General features: G+C 70.1%; 13 protein-coding genes. 9 read left to right on the forward strand and 4 right to left on the reverse strand.

Features of this window, described 5'->3' with window-relative positions; translation table 11 throughout:
- Nucleotides 1-41: 41 nt before the first annotated feature.
- The 3 genes from pgaB to LQ772_RS14995 form a co-directional block, all read right to left on the reverse strand.
- Entirely contained in the window at nucleotides 42-1,877 is a 1,836-nt protein-coding gene (gene pgaB, locus LQ772_RS14985; RefSeq protein WP_231321889.1) for a poly-beta-1,6-N-acetyl-D-glucosamine N-deacetylase PgaB, read from the reverse strand.
- 1 nt (nucleotide 1,878) lies between these two features.
- Nucleotides 1,879-3,930, reverse strand: coding sequence for a poly-beta-1,6 N-acetyl-D-glucosamine export porin PgaA (pgaA, locus tag LQ772_RS14990; RefSeq protein WP_231321890.1), 2,052 nt, complete (start codon nucleotides 3,928-3,930; stop codon nucleotides 1,879-1,881).
- 190 nt (nucleotides 3,931-4,120) lie between these two features.
- Entirely contained in the window at nucleotides 4,121-5,311 is a 1,191-nt protein-coding gene (locus LQ772_RS14995) for an NAD(P)/FAD-dependent oxidoreductase (RefSeq protein ID WP_231321892.1), read from the reverse strand.
- A 32-nt stretch (nucleotides 5,312-5,343) separates the two neighbouring features.
- Here LQ772_RS14995 and LQ772_RS15000 point away from each other — a divergent pair, with 32 nt between their 5' ends.
- The 8 genes from LQ772_RS15000 to LQ772_RS15035 all read left to right on the forward strand — a co-directional run bounded on the left by LQ772_RS15000 (nucleotide 5,344) and on the right by LQ772_RS15035 (nucleotide 13,313).
- Nucleotides 5,344-6,504, forward strand: a complete 1,161-nt coding sequence (locus LQ772_RS15000) for a DNA topoisomerase IB (protein ID WP_231321893.1) — start codon at nucleotides 5,344-5,346, stop codon at nucleotides 6,502-6,504.
- A gap of 45 nt (nucleotides 6,505-6,549) precedes the next feature.
- A complete protein-coding gene (locus LQ772_RS15005) occupies nucleotides 6,550-7,992 on the forward strand; it encodes a DNA recombination protein RmuC (RefSeq protein WP_231321895.1) in 1,443 nt (480 codons plus the stop codon).
- A gap of 125 nt (nucleotides 7,993-8,117) precedes the next feature.
- Nucleotides 8,118-8,717 carry a GTP cyclohydrolase I FolE gene (gene folE, locus LQ772_RS15010; protein WP_231321897.1) on the forward strand — a complete coding sequence of 200 codons (600 nt, stop codon included), beginning with the start codon at nucleotides 8,118-8,120 and terminating at the stop codon, nucleotides 8,715-8,717.
- Nucleotides 8,717-9,043: an EF-hand domain-containing protein gene (locus LQ772_RS15015; RefSeq protein ID WP_231321900.1), complete on the forward strand. Its 327-nt coding sequence runs from the start codon at nucleotides 8,717-8,719 to the stop codon at nucleotides 9,041-9,043. The genes folE and LQ772_RS15015 overlap by 1 nt, the downstream gene beginning before the upstream one ends.
- 207 nt (nucleotides 9,044-9,250) lie before the next feature.
- Complete coding sequence (locus LQ772_RS15020) at nucleotides 9,251-10,567, forward strand: TCR/Tet family MFS transporter (protein WP_231321902.1); 1,317 nt, start codon at nucleotides 9,251-9,253, stop codon at nucleotides 10,565-10,567.
- Between the two features lie 14 nt (nucleotides 10,568-10,581).
- Complete coding sequence (locus LQ772_RS15025) at nucleotides 10,582-11,094, forward strand: DUF1993 domain-containing protein (protein ID WP_231321904.1); 513 nt, start codon at nucleotides 10,582-10,584, stop codon at nucleotides 11,092-11,094.
- Nucleotides 11,095-11,259: 165 nt separating this feature from the next.
- Nucleotides 11,260-11,472 carry a hypothetical protein gene (locus tag LQ772_RS15030; RefSeq protein ID WP_231321906.1) on the forward strand — a complete coding sequence of 71 codons (213 nt, stop codon included), beginning with the start codon at nucleotides 11,260-11,262 and terminating at the stop codon, nucleotides 11,470-11,472.
- A gap of 185 nt (nucleotides 11,473-11,657) precedes the next feature.
- A complete protein-coding gene (locus LQ772_RS15035) occupies nucleotides 11,658-13,313 on the forward strand; it encodes an NAD(P)/FAD-dependent oxidoreductase (RefSeq protein WP_231321907.1) in 1,656 nt (551 codons plus the stop codon).
- A 146-nt stretch (nucleotides 13,314-13,459) separates the two neighbouring features.
- On the opposite strand, the gene LQ772_RS15040 is transcribed toward LQ772_RS15035, so the two are convergent.
- The gene (locus LQ772_RS15040) at nucleotides 13,460-16,408 is read right to left on the reverse strand and encodes a bifunctional diguanylate cyclase/phosphodiesterase (protein WP_231321909.1); all 2,949 of its coding nucleotides are present in this window, start codon (nucleotides 16,406-16,408) and stop codon (nucleotides 13,460-13,462) included.
- A 223-nt stretch (nucleotides 16,409-16,631) separates the two neighbouring features.
- Here LQ772_RS15040 and dinG point away from each other — a divergent pair, with 223 nt between their 5' ends.
- Nucleotides 16,632-18,737: an ATP-dependent DNA helicase DinG gene (gene dinG / locus LQ772_RS15045; RefSeq protein WP_231321910.1), complete on the forward strand. Its 2,106-nt coding sequence runs from the start codon at nucleotides 16,632-16,634 to the stop codon at nucleotides 18,735-18,737.
- Nucleotides 18,738-18,773: the final 36 nt, after the last annotated feature.

Raw genomic sequence — 18,773 nt, forward strand, 5'->3', positions numbered from 1 at the left:
GTCGAGCAGCACCGACAGGGCGTGATGCGTCGTGTCCACGATCAGCGCTCCTTGTACGGGTAGGTGGCCGAGGAGATGCCCGGGCGGATGCGCTCGAGCTCGGGATGGTCGGCCGGGAAGTCGTCCGGGTAGTAGCCCAGGTGCAGTGCGCCGTGGACCTGCAGGAGGCGCATGCGCGCGAGCAACGTAGTGGCGTCGATCGGCTGGCGCGTGCGCCAGTCCTGGGCGGCCAGCTCGAACACGGTCTTCTCGCGCGCGCCCGGCACGGCGGCGACGGCAGCGGCCAGGCGTTCGAACCAGGCCTTGGAAGGTTTGGCCTCGTCGAGTTGCGGCATCGCCATCAGGCCCACTTCGTCATAGCCGGCCACGAAGGCCGGCAGCGATTGCGCGAACCAGGCCTCGGCCTTGCCGTCGAGCACCGGTGCGGCGAACAGGTTGCGCGCCGTGCGCAGCTGCGGTCGCCAGCGCCGCGCGCGTTCGATCAGTGCGTGGGTGTAGTCGACCAGCCACGCCGTGCGCGCGGCGCCCGGGGACGGCGCGTCGTGCAGCCGGTCGGTGTCGCGCAACAGTGCATCGTCGGAGAACAGCAGCCCGTCGAACTTGGCGTGGCTGGCCAGATCTTCGTAGAGATCGCCGATCCAGGCGCGCACGGCCGGCTGCGAGGGGTCGAGCCGCGCCACGTCCTTGCCATCGCCGGCCAGGCCCAGCGCCGCGACCGGATCGCCCGCCCGCGGGCGGAACGCCAGCGCGGGCATCCACGCGTAGACATGCACGCCGGCGCGGGTCTGCAGTTGCCAGGCCACGCGCGAGAACAGGTCCGCGCGCATCGGCAGGTGGCGGTTGGGGAAGTACAGCGCGTCGGCCACGCCATCGCCGTCCGGATCGGCATAGGCCTGCAGCCAGACCTGGTCGACGTCCATCCGCTTGATGCGGTCGAGCAGTTGCGAGAGGTTGCGTTCGCGCTGCGCCGGATCCGGGTCATAGACATAGTCGAGGTCGACCTGCACCACGCGGCGCGGCTCCACTTCATGCGTCGGCATCAACTGCCAGGCCAGGTCCGCCACGCCCGGATCGCCGCCCAGCAGCAAGCGATCCAGGGTGTGGTCGCGCACGGGGTCGGGCACCGCATTGCCGAGTGTGAGCGACATCTCCATGCCGAGCGTCGCGGCGATTTCGCGCGCGGGACGGTTGAACGCACCGTAGGGCCAAACGATCGCGTGCGGCGACTGGCCGGTGTGCTCGCGGATCAGCGCCGCGCTGCGCGTGAGGTCCTCGGTGATGCGCTCGCGCCACGCCGCCTCGGTTTCGTAGCTGCCGGCCGCCGGATCGTAGCGGCGCGTCACCGCCGACGGCAGCAGGTTGCCCTGGGGGTTGCCGACGATGCCCTCGTGCAGCGCGTCGCTGTGCGAGGCGATCTCGACCAGGCCCGAGCGCTGCATCTCGCGCACCTGTGCCCAGGTGACGAAGCAGGACGCATCGCAGTCACGTCCGTTGTAGTCCAGCCTGTCGCCGGGCGCCGTTTCGATCCAGCCGGTCACCAGCGCCAGCAGCGCGGGGTAGTGGTAGGCCTGCAGCAGCGGATAGACCTGCGTGTAGAAGCTTTCCAGCCCATCGTCGAAGGTCAGCAGGAAAGCCTTGTCGGGAAGCGCCGGCCCGCCGTGCGCCGCGGCACGCACCTGCGCGGGACTGACCGCGGTCCAGCCGTTCGCGTGCAGGTATTCCAGATGGCCGACCAGATGATCCAGGCTGGTCGCGTCCGGGTCGGTGGTCGGCCCCTGCGCGGGGTCGTGGATGTCGTGGTAGCTCAGGATGACCAGCCGGCCGGCGTGCGCGGGCACGGCCAGCAGGAGCAGCAGGGCGAGGATCAGGTAACGCATGTCACTCCCCCCAGTGCAGGGTCAGTTCGAGCGTGGCGCGCGTCTCGCGGCGGCCGTCGTAGGGCTGGCTGTGCCAGCCCAGGCGCCAGCCGAAGCCGAGCCCCTCGTGCGGCTGCCAGGCCTGCCCATAGCCGACGTCGGCGACCCAGCCGGCGGACTGGCCCTGTTGCGCGTAGCTGCCGACGGCGAGGTCGACCAGCTGGTGCCAGGTACGCCCGTAGCGTTCGACCAGCACGTGGTCCAGGTGCGCGGTGACCGTGGCGGCGCCGTCGCGGCGCGGGTTGAAGTAGGCGGTGCCGTCCAGCGTGTTGTGCGAGGCGTACAGGTCCGCGCCCAGGTCCAGTTGCAGGCGCGGACGGGTCAGCACGCGCCCGGTAATGCCCAGGTCGGCCGCGCGGCGGCGGTTGCCGTCGCTGAAGTTGGCCGCCTGCACGCCCAGCCGCGCGGCGAGCAGATCGCTCGCACGCCACTGGACCGTGCTGTCCAGCGTGCTGCCGTGGATGCCGTAGTAGCGGGCACGCAACGGGATGTCGGCGCCGGAGCTGCTGGCGTCGGTGCTCCACGCCCAGTGGTCGCCGATCGCCCAGTCGAAGCCCGCTTCCACCGCAGTCGGGTCGTCGCCGGTGCCGCGCGTGGGCAGCGCCTGCAGGTAGGCCTGCACGCCGCGCCACTGGCCGCGCACGCCCAGGCCGGCGTCGGTGCGGTGGGCGTCGCCCTCGGGCAGCGAGGCCTGCGCATGGCGCGCGATGGCGTACACGCGCCAGTGGTCGGCCAGCAGCGGCGAGGCGAGCGCGGCGAGGGTGTCCTGGTCGCGGTCGCCGTAGTCCGGCGTGTTGCCGCGGCCAAAGGTCTGCGCGGCATCGAACTGCCAGCCGCGCTCGCGGTCCCATGCGCGGCGCGCGCGCTGTACCTGTGCGTTGCGCGGGTAATGCGCCTCGAGGTTTTCGAGGCCGGGTTCGACGTCGGCGTAATCACCCAGGTCGCGCAGGGTTTCCAGCTGGCCCAGGCGCACGCCGGTGTCCTGTGGATCCAGCCCGCGGGCGATCGCCAGGTCTGCCTCGGCGCGGCGCGGCCAGCCGCGGCTGCGTTCGTTGTTGCCCAGTTCGCGCCGCCAGTTCGCGCTGGCCGGCGCTTCGTGCACGCCCGCGGCCAGGCGTGCGTTGGCGTCGGCCAGCAGGCCGGCGTAGCCGCGCAGCAGCGCGGCATTGAGGTCGTTCTCGCTGCGGTGCGGGTTGGCCGCCGGCTTGGATTGGCCCGGCTTGCGCAGCCACACCGGCTGTGCCGCGGCGGCGGTGTCGATGGTCTGCTTCGCCTTGGCGTACTGGCCGGCTTCGCTGTAGGCGTACATCAGCACGATCGCCGGATCGGATTCGCTTTCGGGAATGCTCCCCGGGGTTGCCGGGCCCGCGCGCTCGAGCAGGCGCGCGGCCTCTTCCGGCCGCTGGCGGTCGAGCAGGGCCTCGGCCAGCGGACGCAGCACGTAGGGCGGCAGGGTCTCGCGTTCGGCCGCGCTCATCGCATCGTAGTCCGCCACCGCCTCGGCGGAGCGGCCCGCGGCCTGCAGGGCCACCAGCCGGTCCAGGCGGGCCCGGCGCACGACGGCCGGCGCGGCGGCATGGCCGGCGACCACGGCATCGAGCTGGCGCACCGCCGCATCGCCGGCGGCGTAGGGATCGGCGTCAGGGGCGACCGGGTCGCGCGCCGCGCGGCGGGCACCTTGCGCCGCCACGTCCGCGTCCAGCCGGGCCAGCAGCACGGGATCGGCCGGCAGCTCCCGCGCCAGCTCGCGGGCGCGGCCGACGGCGCCGGCATCGGCCAGGATCAGCACCTGCCGCCGCAGCAACTCGGCGTCACGGGGATGGTCGCGCAGTGCCTGCTCGCACACCGCCAGCGCGCGGGTCCACTCCCCGGCCTGACGCAGGTGGTCGATCGCAGCAACGAGCTCGCCCGGATCGGCCGCGGCGGCGAAGGCTGGACCGGCCAGCGCCGCCCACGCGGCGACGGCGAGCACGACACGCCGGCGGCCCGCCGGAATGGGGCGTCGAATGGGCATTGCCGTTGTTCCCCCTGCTCCTGTCCGGCACTGGCTTCACAGGCCGGCCACCGTAAGCGGATCGATCTGATTGCGTGCGCGTTTTGTGAACTCTATCACGCTAGTGCGGTTTTCCGGCGCGCATTTGGCCATCCGGAAACGCCTGCCCGGCGGCGTCCGCTCAGGGGGGCGCGCCTGCCATCGGCGTGGTTCAACCGTCGTGCGGAATACACCCGTGCAAGGAGTCCGCATCGACGGGGCCGGCTTGTGCGATGAGCTCGCGCGCGGCATCGACCTGGCCCCACACGTTCCACAGCAGCACGCCACGCACGCGCCCGCCGTCCAGGTAATAGACCACGCCCTTGCGATGCGGCTCGCTCCAGTCTTCCACCTGTTGCAGGCGCGCGTCGAGCAGGCCGACCGCCTCGTAGCCGAGGTCGAACAGGTCCGAGTAGAAGTACGGCAGGGTGGCGTAGTCGCCGCCGGCGCCGGCCATCGCGCGGCCGGCATGCGCGCCCATGTCGACGGCGGCGTTCTCGTGCTCCACGCGCAACCGGCGCCCGAGCGACGGGTTGAAGAAATTGGCCATGTCGCCGGCCGCCCAGATGTGCGGGTCGCTGGTGCGCAACTGCGCATCGACGACCACGCCGTCCTCGACGGTGAGGCCGGCCTGTGTGGCCAGCGCGATGTCGGGCGTCACGCCCAGTCCCGCGACGACCGCATCCGCGCGCAGGCGCCGGCCATCGGACAGCCCCAGTTCGACGCCGTCCTCGCCCGCGCTGCCGTCGACTACCTTGACCCCGGACAGCAGTTGCACACCACGCACGCGGTAGTAGTCGTCCAGGAACGTTGCCAGCGTCGGCGGATACCTGCCGCTACCGATTGAGGCGCCCGGAAAAATCATCGTCACCTTGCAACCGGCGCCACAGAGCGAGGCGGCCAGCTCGCTGCCGATGAAGCCACCACCGACCACCGCGATGTGTGCACCGGCCACGGCATGGCGGCGCAGGCGCCGGTAATCGTCGGCCGTGCGAAAGTCAATGACCCGATCGCCCGCGAAGGGCAGCTGCCGCGGCGCGGCGCCGGTGGCCAGCAGCAGACGGCCATAGCGGTACTCGTCGCCCTGGTCGTCGCTGGCGCGACGGGTGGCCGGATCGAGTGTCTGCACGCGCCGCCCCAGATGCAGCTGCGCGCCGGTGGCTGCGGTGCCCAGGTCGATCGATTCGAGCGATTTGTCGCCCTTCCACAGCGCCTTGGACAACGGCGGCCGCTCGTACGGCGGCGAGGTTTCCGCGCTGACCAGGCCGATGCTCGCCGAGGCGTCGGCGGCACGGATCGCCTTGGCCGCCGCATCGCCGGCCATGCCGCCGCCGATGATCAGGTAGTCGTACGCGTGCTCCATCTTGCGCTCCCGCGGCTCGTCGTCATCCCATCATGCGCCCGTTGCGGCAGCGCGGGGGGGCGCCGTGGTGCAAAGCCCGCGTGCACACCGCCTTGATCGATGCGGCCGCCACACTGCGGCAGATGAACACCCGCCCCAGCGATCCCGATCCGGCCCTGCGCGCCGAGGTGCGTGCGGCCGGCTTGGTCTACGTCAGCGACACGCAGCCGGGCATCCGCCGGCTGCGCAGGGGCAAGGGCTTCGGCTACCGCGACGCGGATGGCCAGCCGGTCACCGACAAGGCCGAACTGGCGCGCATTCGTGCGCTCGCCATCCCGCCGGCCTACGAGGACGTATGGATCTGCGCCAATCCCGACGGTCACCTGCAGGCGACCGGCCGCGATGCACGCGGCCGCAAGCAGTACCGCTACCACCCGGACTGGCGCGCGCTGCGCGACCACGGCAAGTTCGACCGCATCCTCGCCTTCGGTGCCGCGCTGCCGAGGCTGCGCCGGCGCGCCCGCAAGGACCTCGCGCTCACCGGCCTTCCACGCGAGAAAGTGCTGGCGCTGCTGGTGCGTTTGCTGGACGAGACGCTGATCCGCGTCGGCAACGAGAGCTACGCGCGCGACAACAAGAGCTACGGCCTGACCACCCTGCGCTCGCGCCACGTGCGCCTGGCGCGCGGCCGGCTTCGCTTCTGCTTCCAGGGCAAGAGCGGCCAGGAGCACGAGATCGAGCTGGACGACCGGCGCCTGACCCGGATCGTCCGCCGCGTGCAGCAGCTGCCCGGCCAACGGCTGTTCCAGTACCTGGACGACGCGGGCGAACGCCAGCCGGTCGATTCGGGCATGGTCAACGACTACCTGCACGACGCCTGCGGCGAAGCCTTCAGCGCCAAGGACTTTCGCACCTGGGGCGGCACCGCCCACGCTGCCGGCGTGCTGGCCTGCACGCCGCTGCCGGAAAAGGGCGGCGAGCGTGCCCGTCGCCATGCGCTGGTGGAGGCGATCAGGCAGGTGGCCGAGGTCCTGGGCAACACACCGACGGTCTGCCGCAAGTCCTACATCCATCCGGAAGTGTTCGAGGGCTGGCACGACGGCAGCCTGCAGCGTGCGATCAGCGAAGCCTGTGCCTGCAAGCCGCGCGAACTGGAAAAGGCCACGCTGCGCTTCCTGCGGCAGCGGTTGAAGCCGAAGCGTCGCGGCAGTTGAGACGGGTGCGCGTAAACTTGGCTCCGTAGCTTGCCGGAACCCGCCATGTCCTTCGCCGACGTACTGCTCGCCCTTTTGCTCTTGGTCGCCTTCGCCATCCTTGCGTTGCAGGTAGTGCTGTTGCGCCGTGGCCGCACCGATGACGGTCTTGCCATCCGCCTGGACGCGCTCAGGGGCGACGGCGAGCGCCTCGAGCGCGTGCTGCGCGAAGAGCAGCGCGCCGGCCGCGAGGAACTGCAGCAGGGTTTCGACCGCTTCCGCGGCCACGTCGCGGAGCAGCTGGCCGACGTGTCGCGCCAGCAGGCCGAGCGCATCGACGGCTTCGGCCAGCGACTGGAGGGCCTCACCGCACGCACCGATGCCGGCCTGCAGGGGCTGGCCCAGCGACTCACCGAGGACGCCCGCAAGAGCCGCGAGGAAGTGGGGCTCACCCTGGCCCGCGCCAGCGAGCAGCAACGCCAGCAGCTGGCCTCGCTCACCGCCGACAACGAAAAGCGCATGGGCGAGGTGCGCTCGACGCTGGAGGTCAAGCTCAAGGCGCTGCAGGACGACAACGCCGCCAAGCTCGAACAGATGCGCGCCACCGTGGACGAGAAGCTGCAGAGCACGCTCGAGACGCGCCTGGGCCAGTCTTTCCAGCTGGTCTCGGAGCGGCTGGAGCAAGTCCATCGCGGCCTCGGCGAGATGCAGAGCCTGGCCAACGGCGTGGGCGACCTCAAGCGCGTGCTCAGCAACGTCAAGAGCCGCGGCATCCTGGGCGAAGTGCAGCTCGGCGCGCTGCTGGAGCAACTGCTCACCTCCGAGCAATACGAATCCAACGTGATCACCGTGCCGGGCTCCAACGAGCGGGTGGAATTCGCCATCCGCATGCCTGGGCAGGGCGCCGTCGACAAGCTCTACCTGCCGATCGACGCCAAGTTCCCGGTCGAGGACTACCAGCGCCTGCTCGAAGCGCAGGAACTGGCCGACGTGGAGGGCGCCGCGGTCGCCGGCCGCGCGCTGGAGCTGCGCGTGCGCGAGGAGGCCAAGCGGATCAGGACCAAGTACGTGGCCGCGCCGCATACCACCGATTTCGCGGTGCTGTTCCTGCCCACCGAGGGTTTGTACGCCGAAGTGATCCGCCGCCCTGGCCTGTTCGAACTGCTGCAGCGCGACCACCGCGTGGTGGTCGCCGGCCCCACCACGCTGAGCGCGTTGCTCAACAGCCTGCAGATGGGCTTCCGCACGCTGGCCATCGCCCAGCGCAGCTCCGAGGTGTGGAACATCCTGGGCGCGGTGAAGACCGAGTTCGGCAAGTTCGGCGACGTGCTGGACAAGGTAAAGAAGAAGCTCGACGAAGCCGGCAGGCACATCGACGCCACCGGCGTGCGCACGCGCGCGATCGAGCGCAAGCTGCGAGGCGTCGAGACGCTCTCGGGCGAGGTCACCCAGCAGCTGCTGGGCGTGGTGCCCGAACCCGACGACGACGTCGAGGAAGACACTGTCTGACGCGATCTGTCCCATTTCCCGCCGGGCCAGGGCTTCAGGTCGCCGGCGCTTTACACAGGGTCCGGATACGTCCGACGGCAGCGGACGGTAAACTGCCACGTCCGCAAGCCAAGGCCCCTTTTCGCATGAGCGACCCGAGCAACCCCAACGACGTCACCCAGGCCCAGGCCGAGGAAGCGGTGCGCACACTGCTGCGCTGGGCTGGCGACGACCCCGCGCGCGAAGGCCTGCTGGACACGCCGCGCCGCGTCGTTAAGGCCTACCGCGACTGGTTCTCCGGCTACGCCGACGATCCGTCCGAGTTCCTCAAGCGCACCTTCAAGGAGGTCGAGGGCTACGACGAGATGGTGGTGCTGCGCGACATCGAGTTCGAAAGCCATTGCGAGCACCACATGGCGCCGATCATCGGCCGCGCCCACGTGGGCTACCTGCCGACCAACCGCGTGGTCGGCATCAGCAAGCTCGCCCGCGTCGTCGAGGGCTACGCGCGCCGCTTCCAGGTGCAGGAAAAACTCACCGCGCAGATCGCCAACTGCATCCAGGAACACCTCAAGCCCGCCGGCGTGGCGGTCGTGATCGACGCCAGCCACGAATGCATGACCACCCGCGGCGTGCACAAGCGCGGCGTGTCGATGGTCACCAGCCAGATGCTCGGCGCCTTCCGCGACGACGCGCGTACCCGCGCGGAGTTCCTGCAGTTCATCGGGATCCACGGCGCACGCTGATGCGGTGGGCGGCCCTGGCGATGCTGCTGGCGCCGCTCGCGGCGCTGGCGCAGGACACGCCGAACGATTACCTGCGCCAGTTCGATGCCGATGGCGATGGGCGCATCGCGGTGCAGGAGTACGTCGACTACCTGGCGGCCGGCTTCCGCGCGATGGACACCAATGGCGACGGGATACTCGATGCGAGCGAGCTGCCACCGGGGCCGCGCCGCATGCCACGCACGCTGGCCGCGTTCCAGGCCGACCTGCGCGCGCAGTTCCATCGCTCGGACCGGAACCACGACGGGTTCCTCAGCGCGCGTGAACTGGCGCAACCGCCTGGGTAGCGCACGGCGGACCCATCCCCCGGCCCGCTCCCTTGAAGGCAAGGTTGGAGCGGAGCAATCGGGCCATCCCCTTCACCCGGAGCGTCTCGAACGGGGTTCCCGCCCTTGCAAACCCTGCATCCTCCGCATCCCATCCATGCCGCGCACGCAGCAATCGGGCCGCACCGATGCGCTATCGTGCGCGCTTCACTCGCCGGTGACCCGCGCATGGATTCGAACCACACCGCACTCAGCGACACGCGCCGCCGCGCGGCGGTGGCCTTCATCTTCGTCACCGTGCTGCTGGACATGCTGGCGTTCGGCATCGTCATCCCGGTGCTGCCGCACCTGATCGAGCAGCTGGCCGGCGGTGGCATCGCCAGGGCCGCCTGGTGGGTGGGCGTGTTCTCCACCGTTTTCGCGGTGGTGCAGTTCGCCTTCTCGCCGGTGCAGGGCGCGTTGTCCGACCGGTTCGGGCGGCGGCCGGTGATCCTGATCTCCAACCTCGGTCTGGCGATCGACTTCGTGGTGCTGGCGCTGGCACCGACGCTGTGGCTGCTGTTCGTCAGTCGCGCGCTGCTGGGCATGACGGCGGCGAGCTTCACGACCGCCAATGCCTACATCGCCGACATCACGCCCAAGGAAAAGCGCGCGGCCGCCTACGGCGTGCTGGGTGGCGCGTTCGGGCTCGGATTCATCGTGGGGCCGGGGCTGGGCGGCTTCCTCGGCGACATTTCGCTGCGACTGCCGTTCTGGGTCGCCGGCGGACTGGCGCTGTGCAATTTCCTGTATGGCTTCTTCATCCTGCCCGAGTCGCTGCCGAAGGAACGGCGCACGCCGCGCTTCGAGTTCCACAGCGCGCATCCGCTGGGCTCGCTCAAGCTGCTGCGTCGCCATCCGCAGGTCCTCGGGCTGGGCGTGGTCATGTTCCTGGTCTACCTCGCGCACTACGTGCTGCAGACCACCTTCGTCCTGTACGCGGACTACCGCTACGGCTGGGGCCCGCAGGCGGTGGGGTTCGTACTGATGCTGGTCGGCGCCTGCGACGGTTCGGTGCAGGCGTTCCTGACCGGCAGGCTGACCCCGCGCTTCGGCGAGCGGCGGGTGCTGCTGGCGGGCATGGCCTGCGGCATCGGCGCATTCCTGCTGATGGGTGTGGCGCAACAGGGTTGGCTGTTCCTCGCCGGCATCCCGCTGATGGCGCTGTGGAGCCTGTCCGGGCCGCCGATCCAGGCGATCATGACGCACCAGGTCGATCCGTCCGAACAAGGGCGGCTGCAGGGCGCGATCACCAGCCTGGGCAGCTTCGCCGGCATCTTCGGGCCGTATCTGTTCGCGCAGGTATTCGCCTTCTCGATCGCACCCACCTCGCCGCTGCACCTGCCCGGCCTGGCGTTCGTGCTGTCGGCGCTGCTGCTGGTCGCCGGCGCGATCATCGCCGCGCGCGTGACCGCGCATACCGCGCCGCTGGCGCGTCCCGCCGATGCCCATTCCCCTGACGCGGCAGGCGCCCCGGGCGCACTGCCGCACGATCCCACCCACTGACGCAGGAGTTTTCCATGACGCTTTCGATGTACCAGGCCTCCGTTCCCGTGTTCGTGCGCGCGCTGTCCAACCTTGCCCACGTGCTGAAGAAAGGCGAGGCGCACGCCAAGGCCAAGGGCGTGACCGACGACGTGCTGCTGAACACCCGCCTGATCCCCGACATGCTGCCTCTGGTCAAGCAGGTGCAGATCGCCTGCGACATGGCCGCGCGCGGCACCGCGCGGCTGGCCGGCGTGGAACCGGCCTCGTTCGAGGACAACGAGACCACGCTGGAACAGATCCACGCGCGCATCCAGCGCGTGATCGACTACGTGCAGGGCTTCGACGCAGGGAAGATCGACGGCAGCGAGGGCCGCGAGATCCACCTGAAGATGCGCAACGGCGAAATGGACTTCAAGGGCCAGGATTACCTGTTCGGCTTCATCCTGCCGAACCTCTACTTCCACTGCACCACCACCTACGTGATCCTGCGCGAAGCCGGCGCGGAGCTGGGCAAGACCGACTTCATCGCCGGCGCGCAGCAGTAGGTTTTCGAAGGCTGCGACGGCATGCCGTCGCAGCCGCCTGAACGGAAACGATGTGCCGAATTTCCGGCACATCACGAAGCGTGATCGAGCTCACATTCGCCATCGATGCATGGCGCGAGCCCTGCTTGTCCCTGCGCGAGTCCCTCCACCCTCTCGAGCAGATCCATGGACAGCTTCTACGAATGCATCATTGCCGGCGGCCCCCAGCATGGGCTGGTCTTCCGTCGTCCGGCGGATGCCCGCCATTCCACGCCGCTGGCGGTCGTCACCGACGATGGTCAGCTGTGCACCCCCGCGGCGCGCAAGTTCGGCTCGCGCGTGGTGCTGTTGCACCCGCAGGCCACCGGCGAGCAGTTCCGGACCATCCTCGCGGCGTAAGTGGCGTGCTGCGTCACTCCCGCCCGACGACGCGGCGCCGCCGGTTTGAACCCCTGATGGCACCGCCTGCCGCGCCGCGTCACTTGCGCTCGCCTTGTTCCCACGCACCCGACGCACGGACAATACGCGGCCCGGCGTAAACCCGACCGCACCCGGTCGCGGCCGCCGCCATTCGTGCGAGCCCCATGCTGCGACTGACCGACCTGAAGCTCCCGCTCGACCACGCCCCCGAGGCGCTGGCGAAGGCGGTGCTCGCACGCCTGGAGCTCCCCGCCTCGGCGCTGCGCCGTATCGACGTGTTCCGGCGCGGCTACGACGCGCGCAAGCGCGGCGCCATCGCGCTGGTCTACACGCTGGACGTGGACGTGGCCGACGAGGCGGCGGTGCTGGCGCGCTTCGCCGACGACCGCCACGTGCAGCCCACGCCGGACACCCGCTACCACCCGGTCGCGCAGGCCCCGGCACGGCTGGAGCACCGGCCGATCGTGGTCGGCTTCGGCCCGTGCGGCATCTTCGCCGCGCTGATCCTGGCCGAGATGGGCTTCCGTCCGATCGTGCTCGACCGCGGCAAGGCGGTGCGCGAGCGCACGAAGGACACCTGGGACCTGTGGCGCAAGCGCAACCTGCATCCGGAATCGAACGTACAGTTCGGCGAGGGCGGCGCCGGCACCTTCTCCGACGGCAAGCTGTACAGCCAGATTTCCGACCCGCACCACCACGGGCGCAAGGTGCTGACCGAGTTCGTCAAGGCCGGCGCCCCGGAGGAAATCCTCTACGTCAGCAAGCCGCACATCGGCACCTTCCGCCTGGTGACGATGGTGGAGGCCATGCGCGGGACGATCCAGTCTCTCGGCGGCGAGATCCGCTTCGACCAGCGCGTGGAGGACCTCCTGATCGAGACGGCCGCCGACGGCACGCGCCAGGTCCGCGGCGTGCGGCTGGCCGATGGCGGCGAGCTGCGCTCGGACCACGTCGTGCTGGCGGTGGGCCACAGCGCGCGCGACACCTTCGAGATGTTGCATGCGCGCAGCGTCTACCTGGAGGCCAAGCCGTTCTCGATCGGTTTCCGCATCGAGCACCCGCAGTCGGTGATCGACCGCGCGCGCTTCGGTCCGCAGGCCGGTCATCCGCTCCTCGGCGCGGCCGACTATAAGCTGGTCCACCACGGCAACAAACCCGGCCAGAGCGGGCGCTCGGTCTACAGCTTCTGCATGTGCCCGGGCGGCACCGTGGTGGCAGCGACCTCTGAACCCGGACGCGTCGTCACCAACGGCATGAGCCAGTACTCGCGCAACGAGCGCAACGCCAACGCGGCGATCGTCTGCGGCATCACGCCGGAGGACTTCGCGCCCTACGGCGAGGGACCACTGGCCGGCATCGCGCTGCAGCGGCACTGGGAATCGCACGCGTTCGCCATGGGCGGCGGCGACTACAGCGCGCCGGCGCAGCGCGTGGGCGATTTCCTGGCGGGACGGCCCACGCGCGACCTGGGCGAGGTACTGCCTTCCTACAAGCCCGGCGTGCACCTGACCGACCTCGCCACCGCGCTGCCCGACTATGCCATCGGCGCGATCCGCGAGGCGCTGCCGATGTTCGAACGGCAGATCCGGGGCTTTGCCATGCACGACGCCATGCTGACCGGGGTGGAAACGCGCACGTCCTCGCCGGTGCGGGTCAAGCGCAACGACGATGACTACCAGAGCCTCAACACGCGCGGGCTGTTTCCGGCCGGCGAGGGCGCGGGGTACGCGGGGGGCATCCTGTCGGCAGCGGTGGATGGCATCCGCGTGGCCGAGGCGGTGGCGCTTGCGATCACCGGATCGGAATCCCGCGCAGCCTGAAGCCCTCTTCCCGCCGGGGACCGGGTTTGGGTGAGGGGCCGGGGCTCGCGGGTAGGTCGTCGGCCCTGCAAATCGAAGACCCAAGTTCCCGCAAGAGCAGCCCCCCCCATCACGGCCTCTGCCAGAGCAGACGCGTGGGGGCAGACTCAGTCGGCGAGGCCCTTGCGTCCCAGCCACTTCCCGATCGGCGCCGGATGCCCGAGCAGGTAGCCCTGCCCCAACTCGCAACCCATGCCCAGCAGCGCCTCGCGCTGGGCCGGCGTCTCGATGCCTTCGGCGATCACCTGGATGTCGAGCGCGCGCGCCAGCGCCAGGATCGCGGCAACCACGGTGGTCGCGGTGGTGTGCTCCTCCTCGCCCAGCGCATGCACGAACGCGCGGTCGATCTTGAGCATGCGCAACGGCAGCGAATGCAGGTAGCTCAGCGACGAGTAGCCGGTTCCGAAATCGTCCAGCGCCGCGCCCACGCCGATCGCGCGCAGGCGCTCGAGCATCGTGCGGACCTGCTCGGGGTTGTCCAGCAGCGAGCCTTCGGTCACCTCCACGATCAACCGCCAGGGCGGCAGCCCGGTACGTTCGAGCAGGCGCACCAGGCGTGCATCGAAGTCGCGGTGTCGCAGGTGCAGTGCCGACACGTTGAAGGTCAGGAAGGTGTCCTTGTCCTCCAGCTTGAGGAACCGCTCGCAGCCACGCTCGAACAGCCGCCAGTCGATCGATTCGATGTGCCCGCTGTCATGCGCCACCTTGAGGAAATCGGCCGGCCCCAGCACGCCGAGCTTTGGATGGTTCCAGCGCAGCAGCGCCTCGTAGCCGACCACCGCCCCATCCTCCAACCGGCAGAACGGCTGCAGGTACGGCTCGAACTCGTCGCGCTGCAACGCCTGGCGCAGTTCGCCTTCCATGGTCAGCACGTCGATGACGTTCTTGGCCAGGGTTTCGTCGAACAGTTCGTAGCGCTTGCGGCCCTGGTCCTTGGCGCGGTACAGGGCGATGTCCGCGTCGCGCAACACTTCGTCGGCGGTGACGTAGGTGCTGTCGCCGATGGCGATGCCCATGCTGGCCGACGGTGCCAGCTCGCGCCCGGCAATCTGCATCGGCACGCCCAGCGCATCGAGCACCCGCTGGGCCACCGCCACTGCGGTGGAAGGGATGTCGATGTCCTCCAGCAGGATCGCGAACTCGTCGCCGGAGAGCCGCGCGACCACGTCGGGCTCGCGCACGCAGTCGTGCAGGCGGCGGGCGATCTCCTTGAGGAAGGCATCGCCGGCCAGGTGGCCCAGGCTGTCGTTGATGACCTTGAAGCGGTCCACGTCCAGGTACAGCAACGCGCAGCGGCGGCCCGGCTCGCGTTGCAGGATGGCCAGCACACGTTCGAGCCGGTCGCGCAGGAAACCGCGGTTGGGCAGTCCGGTGAGCGCGTCGTGCATCACCTCGTGCTTGAGCTGGCTCTGCACGCGCTCGCGCTCGCTGATCTCCTGGCGCAGTTCGGAGGTGCGCTCGGCCACGCGCTGTTCCAGTTCGGCGTAGGCGCGTTGCAGCGAGACCGCGGCGCGGCGGCGGTGGATGCTGTTGGCGATCTGCAATGCGGCGAAGGTGAGCAGTTCCTGGTCGGCCTGGTCGTAGTCGATCGATGCCGTATAGCTTTGCACCGCGACCAGGCCGATCGCCTCTTCGTCGACCCGCAGCGGCACGCCCAGCCAGCACACCGCCGGGCGACCCACGCGGACGAGGTCGACCTCGTCCCGCCGCGCGAGCTCCAGCGTGTCCTCATGGAAGGCCAGCAACGGCTGCCCCTTGCGCAGCACGTATTCGGACAGGCCGCGGCCGAGCGGCCGCTCCTGCGCCTTGCGCACGCCGGCGTCGACGTAATAGGGAAACACCAGCTTCTTGCGATCGTCCGAGAGCAGCGCGATGAAGAAGTTTTCCGCGTTGATCAGCTCGCCGACCACTGCATGCGTGCGTTCGTAGAACTCGTTCTCGTCGATGTCGGCGGTGGCCAGCTGCGCGAGGTGGAACAGCGCCGCCTGCAACCGCTCGGCACGCTGGCGCTCGAGCACCTCCTGCTGCAGTCCGCGGTTGGCCTCGGCCAGCTCCTGGGTGCGCAGGCGCACGCGCTCCTCCAGTTCGTCCTTGCTCTGCTTGCGCTCCAGCGCGGTGAGCACATGGCTGCCGACGAACTCCAGCAACGTACGGTCTTCCTCGGAGAAGCCGATGCCGGCCTGGTAGCTCTGCACCACCAGCGCGCCGTGCACCTGGCCCTCGCGCAGCATCGGCACACCGAGCCAGTCGACCGCCTCCGGCCCGGACGGCGCGAAGGTGCCGGTCACCTGCCGGCTGATCTGGTCCAGGCTGCCCATCAGCGCCTTGCCGCCGGTGAGCAGGTGCCAGGTCAACGAATTGCGCATGCTTTCCAGCGACACGTCGTGGCTGGTGTCCGGCGCGTCGGTGTCCTCGGCATCGGCGTAGTAGAGGAACCGCATCGTGCCGTGCTGCGGGTCGCTGCGCACGATGAAGAAGTTCTCCGCGTACATCAGCGTGCTGACGATACCGTGGAGACGCTTGAGCATCTCGGGCATGTCCAGGTCCGAGCCGGCCAGGTCGGAGATGGCGAACAGCGCGCGCTGCAGGACTTCCGAGCGCACCAGTTGCTTGTGCGAGTCCTCCAGGTCGGCCAGCTTCAGCGCGCGTTGCAGGTAGGGCCCGGCCAGCTCCAGGAAGGGCTCGAGCCGGTCCAGCAGCGACTCCGTCGGCTGGGCGCGTTCCAGTTCCAGCATCAGGAACGCGCGCTCCTGGGGCAGCAGGCGCAGCAGCAGTTCCTGTCCCTCGCGTACCGGCGCCCGCCCGTTCGATGCCAGCAGCGCCCGGGCGCGGCTGATGCGCCCGTAATCGGGCAGCCGGCCGCTGCTGCTGTAGGCCCGCGGCAGGCCGCTGCCGGCCCAGGCCACGACGGCGTGGCGACAGCCGGCAAGGTCCTGCGCGAAGGCGGCGACGACCGTGGCGACTTCGGCGGGCGTGGTCGCCTCCACCAGCCGGACCAGCCACGCGGCCTCGCCGCCCTGCGAGGGCTCCAGCGGCGTGGGGCGCGGGAAATTCATGCACGCACCCCACGGCTGCGCAGGGGCCGATCGCCATCGCGACCGGCCCGTTGGTGCGCCCCTGCCTTGCAACAGCGCCAGTTCATGGGAATGCCGTAACGCCCCCGGTTCCTGCCCATTCTTGTTCCATACCACAAGATCGACCGGCGCGAACCTATCTTGAGTGGCGTGCATGCGGCGCATCGCGACGGCGGGGGCTGCCCGCGCGGGCTAGAATCACGCGATGCTCACCGATGCCACCAAGGACGCGATCCGCGCCTCCTACGCGCGCCTGAAGGAAGGCCTGCCCGGCTTCCGCCCGCGCGCCGCCCAGGGCCGGATGATTGCCGAAGTGGCCAAGGCGCTGGCGACAGAGGGCGGCGCGGCCGTGGTCGAGGCGCCGACCGGCACTGGCAAGTCGATGGCCTACCTGATCGCCGGCATGGAGGTGGCGCGCGCGCAGAAGAAGAAACTGCTGATCGCGACCGCGACCGTGGCCCTGCAGGAGCAGTTGGTCGAACGCGACATCCCGCTCTATCTCAAGCTCGACGGCAGCGAGGCGAAAGTGGCGCTCGCCAAGGGTCGTGGCCGTTACCTGTGCCCGCGTAATCTGGCGATGGCGCGCCAGAGCATGGGCGCGGAAGCCAGCCAGCTGGGCCTGGGTTTCGATGCGGATCTGGCGTTGTGGTCCAAACCGCCGGCCGAGCGCGACAAGCAGGCACTGGCCAAGCTCGCCGGCGCCTTCGAGCGTGGCGAGTGGAACGGCGACATGGACGCCGCGCCCGAACCGGTCGGCGACATGCTGCGCCCCATGCTCACCACCAGCGCCGGCGGCTGTACCGGCCGCAAGTGCATCCACTTCATGCAATGCCCGTTCTTCGCCGCGCGTCGCGCGGTGGCCGATGCCGACCTGATCGTTGCCAACCAGGACCTGGTGCTCGCCGACCTCACCATGCCCGGCGAGGACGAGGGCTGGGGTGGCGTGATCCTGCCCAAGCCGGCCGAGACGCTGTACGTGTTCGACGAGGCCCACCACGTGCCAGCCAAGGCGATCGACCGCGGCGCCGCCGAGGTGTACCTGGGCGCCAGCGTGCGCCAGTTGAGCCGACTCGCGCGGCAGGTGCACGCGGCCTATTCGCTGACCGACAAGGAGTCCCTGGGCAAGCTCACGCTCGACGCGGGCGATGCGAAGCTGCAGGAGCTGAGCGACGGACTGGAGGAACTGGAGAAGGCGATCCGCCTGTCCTGGCTGCCCGACCCGGCCGAAAGCGAACCGATGTACCGCGGCTCGCTCGGCCAGTTGCCGGAGGACTGGGTGGTGCACGCGCAGGCGCTGCACGCGCAGACGGCCGATATCCAGCGCTGGCTGACCGCCGTGCGCCGCGCCGTGGTGGAGATGACCGACGGCGGCCCGACCCAGGAAGCGCTCTCGCGCGAGCTGGGCATGGCGCTCGAACGGCTGGACCGGCAGGAGCGCACCTGGCGCGCCTGGTCCGGCGACGATGCGGAAAACGCGCCGCCGCTGGCGCGCTGGGTGACGCTCGCCGGCGACCAGCAGCTGGTCTGCCATGCGTCCTCCGTTTCCGCCGGCGGCCTGCTGCGCCACGTGCTGTGGAACAACGCCAGCGGCGTGGTGCTGACTTCGGCCACGCTGAGCGCGGGCGGCAACTTCCGCGGTTTCGCCGACGCCACCGGCCTGCCGGACGACGCGGTCACGCTGAGCCTGCCCTCCCCGTTCGACCTGGCTGCGCAGGCGCGTCTGGAAGTGCCCGCGATCGACGCGCTGCCCGACGCGCGCGAAGCGCACGCCCAGGCGATCTGCGACTGGCTCGCCGACCACCTGGACTGGAACGCGGGCAACCTGGTGCTGTTCACCTCGCGCGCCAAGCTCGACCGCGTGCTGCAGCGCCTGCCGATCGACAAGGTGCGCAAGGTGCGTGCGCAAGGGTCGCTCGGCAAGGCGCAGCTGATCGCCGAGCACATCGCGGACGTCGAGGCGGGCAAGGGCAGCACGCTGTTCGGACTGGCCTCCTTCGGCGAAGGCCTCGACCTGCCCGGCAAGCTGTGCGAGACGGTGGTGATCACCCAGTTGCCGTTCGCCGTGCCGACCGACCCGGTCGGCGCCACCTACGCCGAATGGCTCGAATCGCGTGGACGCAACCCGTTCCTCGAAGTGAGCATTCCGGAAGCCACGCGCCTGCTCACCCAGTATTGCGGTCGACTGATCCGCAGCGAGACCGACCGTGGCCGCATCGTGCTGCTGGACCGGCGCGTGGTCACCAAGCGCTATGGCGCAGGCATGCTGCGCGCGCTGCCGCCGTTCCAACGGGTGATCGAGCGCGTCGCATAGGGCGGGCGTGGGCCCACCGGGACGATCCTTTTCCTT

Source organism: Frateuria edaphi (genome assembly GCF_021117405.1).
GTDB lineage: Bacteria > Pseudomonadota > Gammaproteobacteria > Xanthomonadales > Rhodanobacteraceae > Frateuria_A > Frateuria_A edaphi.

Bases quoted from the DNA above. Each gene is read 5' to 3' on its own strand.
- LQ772_RS15000 (WP_231321893.1), top strand. From the start codon at position 5,344: ATGCGCCCGTTGCGGCAGCGCGGGGGGGCGCCGTGGTGCAAAGCCCGC.
- LQ772_RS15035 (WP_231321907.1), top strand. From the start codon at position 11,658: ATGCTGCGACTGACCGACCTGAAGCTCCCGCTCGACCACGCCCCCGAG.
- LQ772_RS15030 (WP_231321906.1), top strand. From the start codon at position 11,260: ATGGACAGCTTCTACGAATGCATCATTGCCGGCGGCCCCCAGCATGGG.
- dinG (WP_231321910.1), top strand. From the start codon at position 16,632: ATGCTCACCGATGCCACCAAGGACGCGATCCGCGCCTCCTACGCGCGC.
- LQ772_RS14995 (WP_231321892.1), bottom strand. From the start codon at position 5,311: ATGGAGCACGCGTACGACTACCTGATCATCGGCGGCGGCATGGCCGGC.
- LQ772_RS15020 (WP_231321902.1), top strand. From the start codon at position 9,251: ATGGATTCGAACCACACCGCACTCAGCGACACGCGCCGCCGCGCGGCG.
- pgaA (WP_231321890.1), bottom strand. From the start codon at position 3,930: ATGCCCATTCGACGCCCCATTCCGGCGGGCCGCCGGCGTGTCGTGCTC.
- LQ772_RS15015 (WP_231321900.1), top strand. From the start codon at position 8,717: ATGCGGTGGGCGGCCCTGGCGATGCTGCTGGCGCCGCTCGCGGCGCTG.
- LQ772_RS15005 (WP_231321895.1), top strand. From the start codon at position 6,550: ATGTCCTTCGCCGACGTACTGCTCGCCCTTTTGCTCTTGGTCGCCTTC.
- folE (WP_231321897.1), top strand. From the start codon at position 8,118: ATGAGCGACCCGAGCAACCCCAACGACGTCACCCAGGCCCAGGCCGAG.
- LQ772_RS15040 (WP_231321909.1), bottom strand. From the start codon at position 16,408: ATGAATTTCCCGCGCCCCACGCCGCTGGAGCCCTCGCAGGGCGGCGAG.
- LQ772_RS15025 (WP_231321904.1), top strand. From the start codon at position 10,582: ATGACGCTTTCGATGTACCAGGCCTCCGTTCCCGTGTTCGTGCGCGCG.
- pgaB (WP_231321889.1), bottom strand. From the start codon at position 1,877: ATGCGTTACCTGATCCTCGCCCTGCTGCTCCTGCTGGCCGTGCCCGCG.